Annotated in this window: 10 protein-coding genes and 1 pseudogene; 1 reads left to right on the top strand and 10 read right to left on the bottom strand. The window is 43.3% G+C overall.

The annotated features are described in order from the left end of the window. On the bottom strand, positions 1 to 142 hold a 142-nt coding region (locus AACW06_RS03590; RefSeq protein WP_192074018.1), incomplete at its 3' end, for a transposase family protein. 110 nt (positions 143 to 252) lie between these two features. Between AACW06_RS03590 and AACW06_RS03585 the strand changes: the two are divergent. Then, positions 253 to 1,142: pseudogene (locus AACW06_RS03585) on the top strand (LysR family transcriptional regulator). A gap of 45 nt (positions 1,143 to 1,187) precedes the next feature. Here AACW06_RS03585 and AACW06_RS03580 read toward each other — a convergent pair. The 9 genes from AACW06_RS03580 to AACW06_RS03540 all read right to left on the bottom strand — a co-directional run bounded on the left by AACW06_RS03580 (position 1,188) and on the right by AACW06_RS03540 (position 12,778). Beyond that, the gene (locus AACW06_RS03580) at positions 1,188 to 3,803 is read right to left on the bottom strand and encodes an ExeM/NucH family extracellular endonuclease (protein WP_192074017.1); all 2,616 of its coding nucleotides are present in this window, start codon (positions 3,801 to 3,803) and stop codon (positions 1,188 to 1,190) included. A gap of 337 nt (positions 3,804 to 4,140) precedes the next feature. Further along, complete coding sequence (gene trpS, locus AACW06_RS03575; RefSeq protein WP_053309557.1) at positions 4,141 to 5,157, bottom strand: tryptophan--tRNA ligase; 1,017 nt, start codon at positions 5,155 to 5,157, stop codon at positions 4,141 to 4,143. Between the two features lie 138 nt (positions 5,158 to 5,295). Continuing rightward, positions 5,296 to 5,982, bottom strand: a complete 687-nt coding sequence (locus AACW06_RS03570; RefSeq protein ID WP_192074016.1) for a phosphoglycolate phosphatase — start codon at positions 5,980 to 5,982, stop codon at positions 5,296 to 5,298. Positions 5,983 to 6,062: 80 nt separating this feature from the next. Continuing rightward, the gene (rpe, locus tag AACW06_RS03565; RefSeq protein WP_192074015.1) at positions 6,063 to 6,734 is read right to left on the bottom strand and encodes a ribulose-phosphate 3-epimerase; all 672 of its coding nucleotides are present in this window, start codon (positions 6,732 to 6,734) and stop codon (positions 6,063 to 6,065) included. Between the two features lie 113 nt (positions 6,735 to 6,847). Further along, positions 6,848 to 7,675: a Dam family site-specific DNA-(adenine-N6)-methyltransferase gene (locus tag AACW06_RS03560; protein WP_192074014.1), complete on the bottom strand. Its 828-nt coding sequence runs from the start codon at positions 7,673 to 7,675 to the stop codon at positions 6,848 to 6,850. Positions 7,676 to 7,744: 69 nt separating this feature from the next. Continuing rightward, positions 7,745 to 9,217 (bottom strand): SPOR domain-containing protein, encoded by a 1,473-nt coding sequence (locus tag AACW06_RS03555; protein ID WP_192074013.1) that lies wholly within the window; start codon positions 9,215 to 9,217, stop codon positions 7,745 to 7,747. A gap of 48 nt (positions 9,218 to 9,265) precedes the next feature. Continuing rightward, complete coding sequence (aroB, locus tag AACW06_RS03550) at positions 9,266 to 10,354, bottom strand: 3-dehydroquinate synthase (protein WP_192074012.1); 1,089 nt, start codon at positions 10,352 to 10,354, stop codon at positions 9,266 to 9,268. A 24-nt stretch (positions 10,355 to 10,378) separates the two neighbouring features. Then, positions 10,379 to 10,900 carry a shikimate kinase AroK gene (gene aroK / locus AACW06_RS03545; RefSeq protein WP_053309563.1) on the bottom strand — a complete coding sequence of 174 codons (522 nt, stop codon included), beginning with the start codon at positions 10,898 to 10,900 and terminating at the stop codon, positions 10,379 to 10,381. Positions 10,901 to 11,086: 186 nt separating this feature from the next. Then, on the bottom strand, positions 11,087 to 12,778 hold the full coding sequence (locus AACW06_RS03540; RefSeq protein WP_192074011.1) for a type IV pilus secretin PilQ: 1,692 nt from the start codon (positions 12,776 to 12,778) through the stop codon (positions 11,087 to 11,089). Positions 12,779 to 12,796 lie beyond the last annotated feature (18 nt).

Below are 12,796 nucleotides of genomic sequence, written 5' to 3'. Positions count from 1 at the left end.
CATAAAATTCAATGTCTTGCCAGCCTTCGCACCCAGATGCGATAGCGCTAATAACAAGGAACATAACGTCAATAAGGTCATGTTTTTGATTAATGTCAGAACGGGTATCTTCAACGACTGACAAATGTTCAATTAAGTTCAAAATGGGCACATAGCAAAGGGTTTGAGGTTATTAGATCACATCTGTTAACAAAGTGCGATCCCGCCCTGATAACAAAACAAGAACGAAAGGTTACCAATAAGGGAACAATTATGTTGAGTGAGTTAAAACGTATTGCCATTTTTAATAAAGTGGTTGAATACGGTTCGTTTACCTCGGCTGGTGAATCGTTAGGCATAGCAAAATCGAAAGTGAGCGAGCAAGTTAGCTTGCTAGAATCACATCTTAACGTACGTTTACTGCATCGCTCTACCCGTAAAGTTAGCCTAACGACTGAAGGGCACGCATTTTATCAACATACCAATGGCCTCTTACCGCTGGCAGAAGACGCTCTACGGGCCGTCCAGCATTTTTCTACCGATGTGGCAGGCGTGATTAGGATCGGTACAACCATTGATGTCGGCAGCTATATTTTAAGTCCGCTGATTTCAACATTTTCTGAGAGTTACCCCAATGTGCTGTTTGATATTCAACTCGAAGATGGTTTACAAGATCCAGTAGCCACACAATTAGATGTGCTGATCAGAATGGGTGAACTGACATCTTGCTCAATGGTTGGCCGCGAATTAATGCCTTTTAAAATGGGGATATACGCCAGTAAAAAATACTTAGCTAGTGCACCTTTATTAAGGAAACTACGAGATTTAGAGCAGCACCCATGGGTTGCGTTAACTTTATTGAATCTTCCTCAAGATAAAGTCACGCTAATCAATCCAAAGGGAGTGAGATGCGACATCAAAACCCGCCCTAAACATATCTGCAATGCGCCGCTTGGTGCGATGTCAATGGTACAACAAGGCATGGGATCGGCTTGATTGCCAATTTTCTCGCTGACGAAATCAATGATCCTAACCTCGTCAGGCTTTTTCCAGATTATTATCTATCAGATAACACCATGAACATTCTTTACCCGAGCCGTCACCACCTTGCGCCACGAGTAAGGCTATTTATTGATTATTTAATTGAAAAAATCCGAGCTTGAGCAAAACAAAAACGCCCCGTCAGTTAACGGGGCGCACTTTAAGCCTTAACGACGACGTCGCCACATACCAAAGCCGAGTAATGAGAAGAGTGCTCCTAGGCCGAATGAACCGCCATAGATGTTCAGTTCTAACACGGCAGGATCATGATCTGATGCACGGAAGTGATCACTGTATTTAGGTAAGTCACCTTTGAACTCATCGTTGTAATCAAACAGTGTTGATTCACCGCCATTGATGTGCCAATCGGTAGCGTCTACCACTTTACCTTTCAGGCTTTTACTTACCAATAAGTGATCCAGTGCGCCAACTTCATCATTAAATGAATAACTCCAACTGTCTGGATGCTTCATCGCAACAGCATTGATGTAATCGTAGCTCTTAGTGATCACAGCACCGTCATCACCAAACTGCGCAACACCAGCAATGTAAGTATTACGAGCGGCTTTGATCTCTTTACCATATTTCTCTGGACTGTAATCGGTCAGAACCAACATAGGGTCTTCCATGCCGTAAGAGTTCATATCACCCAAAATGACTTTATGCCCGTTGATTTTCTCAAGTGCTTCACCAAGTGCAACCGCTGCCGCGACACGGAAGTTTTCACACGCACCTTGGAAGTCTGCATCGTTGCCACCTTGTCCGCCTTGTTCAAGCGGTGCTGCATCTTCCCAACATTTAGAACCTTTTGATTTCAAGTGGTTAACAGCAACAGTGATTTTCTCATGACCCCCTTTCACTTTGAAAGTTGGTGCAAGCGTATCGCGTTGGTAGTTTTTACCATCTTCAAGCACTTTCCCTTTATCATCCAACACTTGTGGCGCTTGTTGGCTAGGCATTGGGATAACTCGGCTCTGCTGCAGTTTCACGACTTTCTCACGGTATATCACGCCAGTAGTGATCACATCCGTACCAATAGAATCAAGCTCATCAGTCACCCCATCATTATTTGAGTCAACCGCGACAAAAGTGTAGCGTTTCTTCTTATCCGTAATGCGTTGGTTTAATTGCTCAACCAACTGGCGAATTGCAGCACCTTCACCAAAACCGTTATTTTCAATTTCCATCAAACCGACGATATCAGCATCGAGACGCAAAATAGCATTGACGATTTTCTCTTGTTGGATCTCAAACTCAGCTAGATTATTCGCACCACGATTATCGCCGTGTAAATTCGCGTCACCACCAAATGGCGAATTGAAATAGTTAAGCACGTTGAATGTTGCGATACGGAGATCACCTTCATCCATATCAGGCTTATCTGTGCGTGGGTCATTACGTACGAAGTTATCTTGATTGATTTGGTTGGTGACCAACAGGCGATATTCGTTGTAACTGTATGACAACACACCTTCTAAGCCGACAATGGTGTCATCAATACGAATGTAATCTTCTGTTGAGCCATTTTGATCAATATCACTACGACCAAACTCTGAATAATATGGGATTTTTCCATCTGCTGCTTTTTGGTCTGATTCAACGAACAGACGACGTTGAGCATTTTCGATACTTTGTTGTTTAGCTTGCTCTGAACCAGCTGCAAATAGTTGGTTTGGCTGCATGTTAATGCGCCCTTGAGCTAACACCATATTGTTACGACGACCAGCATAGTCATAGCCAAATGTGCGCGTCACGCGCATATCTAACGCTCGATCCGTTTTGACTAACATCCCCTCATAGCGCTCTAAAGTTTGCTCAAAATTAGCGTCACTTGGCAGAATTTCTATTGCGGTCGCTTGAGGAGCTGCTTGTTGATCTTGCTTTACCCATTGATTATTTTCAGCTTTAAGCTGAGTAAGGTTGTAGTACTCTTGCACTTTACCTTTGACACACACTACATCGCCCGGCTTTAAATCTGAGCTTGATTGGTTGGTGTGCACAAATAGGCCTTCCGAAGTATTTGCGTTGTAGTCATCGTCTAGCGCTTGTAGGTAGAAGCCCTTGGTTAAACCTGTCGTTATCGCACTGACCACACCTTTCACAAAGTAGTCTTGCTCTGTAATGTATGGATAACCATTGATGAAAGGCGACGTTGCCCCTTCACCTTGGATTTCTTGGATAGTAGTAAATACGGGGTCTGCACCGTCTTGCGTACAGGCAAATGCTGCCGGTGGTTCAACCGCATTTAATGCGCCTAAACCGTCGATATTATCTTTAGCCAGTGATGTCCACTGAGAAGTTTGATAAGTAGAAGAAGGCATCAAGCTATCAGCATTACGAACGAGGGTTTTATCTTTACCCCAATCAACATCGCCCATTTCACCCAACATGTCGTGCACACTACCATCAGTATTAAGTAGTGCTACTGGGTCATCTCCGTTGAAATTAACTACCGTACCGTTATTTTCATCGCTCACCGCTTGAATAGCGCTGCTGGCACTTTCATGTGAAATCACTAATACATCGTTAGCAGCAATAACTCGGCCAGTCAGTGGCAATTGTGTATCCCAGCTACCACCGCCATTACTCGACTTAGCCAGAATGTAATTATCTAAGCTCACCGCGGCATCGCCAGTATTGGCTATCTCAATCGCTTTATTGAAGCTTCCACCCTCAACATATTGAGAAATAATGATTTCTGCATGAGCAGAAGCGACGAAAGTTGACCCTATAGCCAACGCTAGCAAAGTGCGGCTCAAGGGGGCTGTACGTTTCAATTCCATTGTTCACCTCTTTATTCCCTGCCATGTAACCAAAGTATTAAGCAAGGTGTTTTAAATCACGTTTATAAGTTTTGATTAATAAATTTGCGCGTACAGTGTTGTTGTTTTGTATGAAATGACAAAACATTCACAATTCATATCGAGATCAAAATCTCATAGTTAGATTAAATACTTGAACCGAGTGCAAACTTTCAACAGAGAAGGTAAATAGATTTGCCTACAGAATCATTACAGATTAATTAATATAATATTTGGCTGATTTTTGAGAGGAAAAAGAAGTTGCAACTAACAAAAAAGCCCCTAGAAAACTAGAGGCTTAAAAAGAGGTAAACTGCGTTTAAGGGCGAGTCACAAAACCTACCGCTTGGTAAGCTTTCTTCAACGTCACCGCAGCACGAGCTGATGCTTTTTCTGCGCCCGCTTTCATTACTGAATCTAGGTAAGCGCGATCTTCACGAATACGCGCGTACTCAGCTTGTACTGGTTCAAGCATCGCAACCAAAGCTTCACCCACATCTTTCTTAAATGGTCCGTACATTTCTACGCCTTGATATTGCGCTTCAATTTCAGCAAAGGTTTTACCTGTTGCCGCCGAGTACAAGCTCATTAAGTTCGAAATACCAGCTTTACTTTCAGTATCAAAAGCAATACGTGGCGGTGTTTCGGTGTCAGTCTGCGCTTTATTGATCTTCTTAATGATCGATTTTGGATCTTCAAGCAGAGTAATGACGTTCTTACGGTTATCATCCGACTTCGACATCTTCTTCGTCGCGTCTTGAAGGCTCATTACGCGTGCATTCACTTGTGGAATGTATGGCTCAGGAATGGTGAAAATTGGATTTTCTGGGCTGTAGATATTATTAAAGCGTGTCGCGATATCGCGTGCTAGCTCAAGGTGTTGCTTTTGGTCACTACCTACTGGCACTTGATGCGCTCCATACAGCAAGATATCTGCTGCCATCAGCACTGGATAACCAAATAGCCCCGCATTCACATCGTTCGCGTAACGTGCTGATTTGTCTTTAAACTGAGTCATACGGCTCAGTTCCCCCATTTGCGTGTAACAGTTAAGAAGCCAACCCAATTGAGCATGCTCTGGTACATGTGACTGAACAAATAGCGTGCTCTTCTTAGGGTCAACACCAACGGCAAGACAAATTGATAATGCGTCTAAGGTTGCTTCATGCAATGCTTTCGGGTCTTGACGAACCGTGACAGCATGTAGGTCAACCACGCAATATTGGCAATCATAGTCATCTTGCATCTGTTGCCATTGACGTAGAGCACCCAAGTAGTTACCGATACTTAGTTCACCAGACGGTTGAACACCACTCAATACAATGGGTTTGCTCATGGGATGATTTCCTTGTTACTTAAAATGAGATAGGACTGAAAAAGTCTGTTAAAAAACCGCGCCAATTCAATCAAAGAATTGCGCGGTTATTGCAGTGTACTCATTGACGAGTATTTTACTAGCGTCTTGTGCTAACTTTTATGCAGAAACTGGTACTAAATCGAGCAACTGATCAATACGATCAGCGACATAATCCGGCTTTGAGTCAGAAATAGGCTCACCGTGGTTGTAACCATAAGTTAGACCAAACGAGAAACAACCTGTATTTTTCGCCGCCAAGATATCGTTTTTAGAATCACCCACCATCAGCATATCGCTTGCTGTCATTTGGTGTTTATCTAACAACCAGTTAAGCGCCATTGGGTCGGGTTTTTTGATTGGGAACGTATCACCACCAATAACATCGGCAAAAAAATCCGCAATACCATGCTGCGCTAATACCTCAGGGACAAACTTTGACGGTTTATTCGTCACCAAAGCCAGCGTAAAACCAGCTTTATGTAGCGCGGCTAAGGTCTCTTTCACTTGTGGATACAAATGGCTAAGCTTGTGACCTGTTTGTTCATAGAAATCATCAAAACGCTCACGAGCGGTCGCTTTAACTTCTTCACTCAATTCTGGATCGATGGTTAAGCTTTGGCTTAATGAGCGAGCAATCAGCACATCAGCACCATTGCCAACGTAGTCACGAACTTGCAGCTCGGACACCGCCGGGTAACCTAACGATTGCACCGCTTGATCAGCAGCAACGGCTAAATCTGGCACGCTATCAAGCAGCGTGCCGTCTAAATCAAAGGCAATTAATTTTATTGAGCTTAAAGACATCGTCATTTCCGAAAATAGGCCAAGGGCAGTAATAGATAAGGGGCATAAAGCCCCTTTGAATACGGTTATTATTGTGTAATTTAACCTACGTTAGCTAGCTCTGCACGCATCTCATCAATCACGGCTTTGTAATCAGGCTCACCGAAAATGGCTGAACCCGCGACAAACATATCAGCCCCAGCTTCAGCGATTTCTTTGATGTTATCTACCTTCACGCCACCATCGATTTCAAGACGAATATCTCGGCCAGACTGTTCAATCAACTGACGAACTGCGCGCAGTTTATCCAATGTATGTGGAATAAACGATTGACCACCAAAGCCAGGGTTAACCGACATCAGCAAAATCATGTCCACTTTATCCATGATAAATTCGAGATGAGAAAGCGGTGTTGCTGGGTTTAGTACCACACCCGCTTTACAGCCGTGTTCTTTAATCAATTGTAAAGTGCGATCGACATGATCAGATGCTTCAACATGGAAAGTAATCATCGAAGCGCCCGCTTTTGCGAAATCGGGGATGATGCGATCAACCGGTTTTACCATCAAATGCACATCAATCGGTGCCGTAATGCCGTAGTCACGCAGTGCTTTACAAATTGGCGCACCAAATGTCAGGTTAGGCACGTAGTGGTTATCCATAACATCAAAGTGAACTACGTCAGCCCCAGCTGCGAGCACTTTTTCAACGTCTTCACCAAGACGAGCAAAATCTGCAGAGAGAATAGATGGGGCAATAAGGAAATCTTTCATACCTGACCTCTTAGGCTAGTGAGAGCAAAATGCGTGATGAGCAAAATTCGCCCGCAATTCTACCTAAGCTGACGGGGAGATCCTAGCCTGATGGATGATTTAGGATGTAAATGTTAGTCATGGCTATCATTTGCATTAAATAATGCCAACAGTTCATCCACTTTATTACGCCCAGCCCCATTGCGGCTAATGGTACGTTTGACTTTGACCACGTTAAGCTCAGCGCCGTGATACAAGCGACGAGTTAGCTTGGTGTCATGGTTAGAAATGAGTACTGGCACACCACGTACTGCGGCTTTTTCTGCAACATCAGCCAATGCGGCTTGATCGTCTAATGAAAATCCATTACCAGCATAAGAGGTAAAGTTGGCGGTGCTAGAAAGCGGAGCATACGGAGGATCACAATACACCACACACCCTTTACGAGTTCGGCGAAAAGTCTCTTCGTACCCTTCACAAATAAAGGTGGCTTTTTTGGCTTTTTCTGCAAAAAACTCCAATTCCGCTTCTGGGAAATAGGGTTTTTTGTAAGAACCAAATGGGACATTAAACCCGCCTTTTTTGTTATAACGACATAGGCCATTAAAACCAAAGCGGTTCATGTATAAAAATGCCAAAGATCGATACAGCATATCATCGCTCTGATTAAACTCTTTACGTACATCGAGGTAGGCTTCTTTGCGATTATTTTCAGCCGTAAACCAACGTTTCGATTCAGTAATATAAAGATCAGGCTGCTCTTTGAGGAGGTTATACAAGTTGATCAGATCTGGGTTGATATCAGCCAACAAATACTGTTCGAAATCAGTGTTAAGGAAGATAGAACCCGCACCGACAAATGGCTCGACCAATTTACGAGCAGGCGGCAGGTGACGCTGAATATCTTCTACTAGGCCATATTTACCACCAGCCCATTTAAGAAAGGCACGCTGCTTCTTCATTTACTGCTCTATCTTTCAACCACAAAATAAGGCTGCGGAATGTAACATATTTTTGCGCCAAGCTCAGCGTTATTTCGCACGTTCAATCTCTCGGTGTACTTGACTTAGCGATTTAGCCCAAGGACCTACCGATTGCAGCGCCCTAGGTAACGTGGCCACCGCATCACGAGCAAACTGGATCGTTGGGTAGTTATCGTAAGTAATGATGTACCATTCCACGTCATTACGTAATGTTGGGTAAATGCGTATATTTTCTTTCAATTGGTACTGGTCAATAAACTTCTGCGCCTCTTCTAATGAATTAACAGCCGCTAATTGTAAAGTATAACTGCGAGGAGAAAATGCTTTTAGTTCGTCTCTTGCAAAAGAAAATGTAATCTTAACCGGAGCAACATTTTGTGTAATCTGTTCTGACGGTGTTGTGTTCTCTTGTTCATTTTGACGCTGCGCATCGGCAAGCGCATTATCGATCTTAGCTTGATTACCTTCGAGTAAAGCATCGACAACATCCGATTCAATAACTACACGTTGTTGATCTTCTTCTGTTACACCAACACTCGCGATACTGTCCACTACATCTGGTGGTAGTGCACTTGAATCATCGATTGCGCCTGCATAGCTGGGATCGGTAGAAGTATCAGAACTGCCCGAGGCTGTCTCTGCTGGCTCGGTTACGAGTTTATTGTTGGTATCGGTAGCAGGAATGGCTAAGGTTGGGATCACCGTTTGTTCAACGTTATTGGCAGTTTGCAACACTTCGTCCCCCGGAGTCGGCTGATTTAATAGCCACCAATAACCACCGCCAATCACAAGTAACAGCAACACAACCAAGGCGGCAATTTTGGCTGGAGAGCCAATAATAGAGCGGATAATAATCCTTCTTTCCATTTTCTGTTCTCCTAATGCCATAATTTCCCCCGGTACTCGTTTTATTTTCTTGTAAGCATTACGAATACGACGTTCCATATTGTCTTCAACGTAGCGCATGACCAAATTTTCGAATAGGCGATCCGCTTCTTCATTGGTCAGCGGTTCAATTTCAAGCTCGACAGGTTCATAGCTCAGACGCGTTAAAAGTGCATCAAGGCTATTGGCTTGTGCAAATAAGACCACGTTAATCGTCCATAGCGGATTAGATTGTGCTTCTAACACTAACATCCACAATTCAGAAATAAGCGCTTCCGACAATAAATGAGCATCGTCAACAACAATCACCACATCACAGCCGCTACCATCCAGTAGATGAGTCAGGCTCTCAGCAAGTGAATCATGAGGATTAAATAAGGGACCGGAGACGATCTGAGTGAGAATGGTCGCGCGACGCTGCTGTTCATCTTGATTAGGATGGCACGATAACAGTGATTGGTTTTTATCTTCCGCCCACGCTTCAAGGTATCGCTGAGCAAGCCATGATTTACCATAGCCTTGGCCACCACCAACCGTAATAACATTAGAACCAAAATTAGTTAAAAGCTGCAAACGTTCTAGCAGCTCTACTTGAGAATCTAATTCTAATACTCGTAACTCATGCGCCAAACTCATTAGGCCATCCTACTGACAAACAATGATCAAATTTGTATCAATGAAGATCTATAGCGTGCGGCAGAAGTCTATCGCTTGTTCAATAATGGCTTCCGGTACACCTTTCACGACTTCTGAAGTACCAATACTCGTCGGCAACACCAAACGCAATTCACCTGAAAGCACTTTTTTATCACGCATCATATGACGCATAAAGTCAGCAAAAGACATACTTTGCGGTGTATGCACTGGTAACTTCGCTTTCTTGAGTATAGAAATAATTCGCTCAACTTGCTGCTCATCAATCAAACCTTGCAGTTGAGCCGTTTTTGCTGCCATTACCGTACCTGAAGATACTGCTTCACCATGTAGCCAATTACCATAACCCAGCTCAGCCTCGATCGCATGACCAAATGTATGACCCAGGTTCAATAATGCACGAATTCCTGACTCTTTTTCATCTTGAGCCACAACATCCGCTTTAATTTGGCAACAACGAGCAATCGCATACGCCAGTGCTTTTTCATCTAAAGCGTATAATTTGTCTAGGTTTTCTTCTAACCAAACAAAGAAATCATAATCATAAATAATGCCATACTTGATCACCTCAGCCATGCCCGCAGAAAATTCGCGTTCAGGCAAAGTGGATAAGCATTGTGTATCGATAATCACCGCTTTAGGTTGATAAAAAGCACCAATCATATTCTTGCCCAAGGGATGATTAACTGCGGTTTTTCCACCGACAGAAGAATCAACTTGAGAAAGTAACGTGGTTGGAACCTGAATGAAATCAACGCCGCGTTGGTAACATGAGGAAGCAAAACCGACTAAGTCACCAATAACTCCACCACCGAGCGCAATAATCACAACATCTCGGCTGTAATTACCCTCTAAAAGGTAACTCATTACAATGTTAAAGGTATCTAAGGTTTTGTACTGCTCACCATCTGGCAGTTCAAGCAAAGAAGCCTGGCAACCATGATGCTCAAGAAGCGCTAAAATTTTTGCTGCATATAAAGGGGCAACCGTAACATTGCTGATCACGACTATTTTTTGTTTTGCAGAGAGGAAAGAAAGGAGGGCCGGATCATTAAATAATCCGGCGCCAATTGAGATTGGGTAGCTACGCTCATCTAAACTGACCGTAATCCGTTCCATGGTTTGCACTCCAAAATAAAGAACTTAAGAACGTTCTTCTAGCATTTTTACGATCTCGTTGGCTACCACTTTTGCACTTTGATCGTCGGTACGAACAGTGAAATCTGCGACTTCGTCGTAAAGGTCATTACGCTCACCGGCCAAAGATTCTAAGACTTCGCGTGGATTGTCTGTTTGAAGCAATGGACGTTTTTTGTCACGGTTTGTACGTGCAAGTTGTTTTTCAATCGTCGTTTCAAGGTAGACCACAATACCACGAGCAGATAAACGATTACGGTTCTCTTTACTCTTAACAGAGCCACCGCCTGTTGCGAGTACAATACCTTGTTTCTCGGTTAGGTCATTAATTACAGCTTCCTCACGTTTACGGAAGCCCTCTTCACCTTCGACGTCAAATACCCAAGCGATATCTGCGCCTGTACGCTCTTCAATGACTGTATCAGAGTCTAAAAACTCCATATGCAGTTGTTGAGCAAGGTGTCTACCAATTGTACTTTTGCCGGCACCCATCGGGCCAACAAGGAAAATATTGCGTTTCTCAGCCATGTTTAGCAGTAATTTACAACGTTAATTCAATGACATCGCCACAAGATAGGCCAGTATTATACTAACCGTTACTATGTCTGTGGCACCTATTCCTCACAGATAATTCGTGATAAGACCCGAAATTATCTAGATATGGTGGCACTAATGCAACTTTATTTTTTAATCAAGGGCAATATCGTCAGTAAGTTATTGAATGACAACCTTGGGAGTCACAAAAATAAGTAGCTCACTTTTGCCCACTTGTTCATAAGAACGACGGAATAAAACACCGAGTAAAGGCAAGTCCCCCAACAGCGGTACTTTATCAACCGTATTACTAATGCTGTGCTGAAAAATCCCACCCAAAACAACGGTTTCACCATTATTAACCAGTACTTGTGTTCCAATACGCTGTGTATTGATGGCTACCGCTTCTCCTGTACCCGTTTTAACCACCTCCCCTGGTCTATCTTGAGTTACACTCAAATCCAACACTAAACGATTGTCTGGAGTGATTTGTGGTGTGACTTTTAGGCTCAGCACTGCTTTTTTAAAAGAAACGCTGGTTGCCCCGCTAGAGGAAGATTCGAGATAAGGAATTTCTGTCCCTTGTTCGATATAGGCCGGTTTTTTATTGGTAGTGATCAAACGAGGACTCGAAATAATTTCTGCTTTCGATTCGCGCTGTAGGGCTGAAAGCTCTAAATCCAACAACAAATCAGACCCGAGCTTCGCCACCTGAAAAGCGATACTTGAGGCATTAGTTGATGTTGCGGCAAGGTTTACATTCAAAAAATCATCCACTGGCAATGTACTTTCATTTAACAAACCGGCTTGGAACAAATTACTTTCAATACTTCCTCCTACCGTGTTGTCACCATTGGTCGATGTAAAACCCCAACGCACGCCGAGTTCATCTAAGTTACCTTCATTGACGGCCACAATTCTTGCTTCGATTTGCACTTGTTTCACCGGAATATCAAGTGCTGCGATAATGTGCCGAATTACACTAATATTATCGGGAAGCTCGCGGATTAGTAGCGAGTTTGTTCGTTCATCAACGCTAATTGAACCGCGCTGAGAAAGCATGCTCAGGGGACCTTCGCCACCGATCATTTCGGCAATATCCGATGCTTTAGCAAAGTTAATATTAATAATCTCAGAGTGAAGATCCCCTAACTCTTCAGCCAAACGTGCTTTCTCTAATTGCTGCTTTTCTCTACTGTCTAACTCCTGCTTAGGAGCCACTACAATCACATTGCCCTCAACGCGCTTATCTAACCCTTTAACTTGTAAAATAATATCAAGGACTTGCTGCCATGGTACAGCATCAAGGCGCAGTGTCAGGTTGCCAACAACCGAGTCAGACACCACTAAATTGAACTCGTTATAGTCTGCGATAAGTTGCAACACACTACGCACAGGAATGTCTTGGAAGTTAATCGAAATTAATTTGCCTTCGGCTGCCAATAGTTGTTTATTTTGTGGCGGTTCTTCTTGAGTGAGTGGACTCATGACCACCTCAAGATACTTTCCCTTTAAACTGTAATCGTACTGGTATTGACCATTGATGGTAACCAATAACTGTGTGTTCGATTCTTTACGAAAGACTTCTATGCTTTCAACTAACGTTGCAAAATCTTGCACATCCAATACAGATAGCTTTTCGTCTTGCACCTTGGTTTCGAGTAATTCAATACTTAGGCCTTTTGTCGCTTTTTGCACATTAACCGCTACCGATGGCGAGACAAGTTCAATAATCAATACCGCCTCTTGGTTTTTATTGACTCGAAAATCGATATGCTTGAGTTCATTATGCAACTGAGGCTGTGCAGCAATACTTAGGCTAACCATACTCAAAAGCAGGCCGCATAAAAGCCCCCGAAAAACCATGACCATCTGTATATAATCCTTTAT

It is taken from the genome of Vibrio sp. S12_S33, from assembly GCF_963889785.1.
GTDB classification, from domain to species: Bacteria; Pseudomonadota; Gammaproteobacteria; order Enterobacterales; family Vibrionaceae; genus Vibrio; species Vibrio aestuarianus.
This window is presented reverse-complemented; position numbering and strand designations above follow the sequence as displayed.

What these genes read in the sequence shown, in the direction of transcription:
- aroK (WP_053309563.1), bottom strand. Translation starts at nt 10,900, where the DNA reads ATGGCTGAGAAACGCAATATTTTCCTTGTTGGCCCGATGGGTGCCGGC.
- AACW06_RS03570 (WP_192074016.1), bottom strand. Translation starts at nt 5,982, where the DNA reads ATGTCTTTAAGCTCAATAAAATTAATTGCCTTTGATTTAGACGGCACG.
- rpe (WP_192074015.1), bottom strand. Translation starts at nt 6,734, where the DNA reads ATGAAAGATTTCCTTATTGCCCCATCTATTCTCTCTGCAGATTTTGCT.
- AACW06_RS03580 (WP_192074017.1), bottom strand. Translation starts at nt 3,803, where the DNA reads ATGGAATTGAAACGTACAGCCCCCTTGAGCCGCACTTTGCTAGCGTTG.
- AACW06_RS03560 (WP_192074014.1), bottom strand. Translation starts at nt 7,675, where the DNA reads ATGAAGAAGCAGCGTGCCTTTCTTAAATGGGCTGGTGGTAAATATGGC.
- trpS (WP_053309557.1), bottom strand. Translation starts at nt 5,157, where the DNA reads ATGAGCAAACCCATTGTATTGAGTGGTGTTCAACCGTCTGGTGAACTA.
- AACW06_RS03555 (WP_192074013.1), bottom strand. Translation starts at nt 9,217, where the DNA reads ATGAGTTTGGCGCATGAGTTACGAGTATTAGAATTAGATTCTCAAGTA.
- aroB (WP_192074012.1), bottom strand. Translation starts at nt 10,354, where the DNA reads ATGGAACGGATTACGGTCAGTTTAGATGAGCGTAGCTACCCAATCTCA.
- AACW06_RS03540 (WP_192074011.1), bottom strand. Translation starts at nt 12,778, where the DNA reads ATGGTCATGGTTTTTCGGGGGCTTTTATGCGGCCTGCTTTTGAGTATG.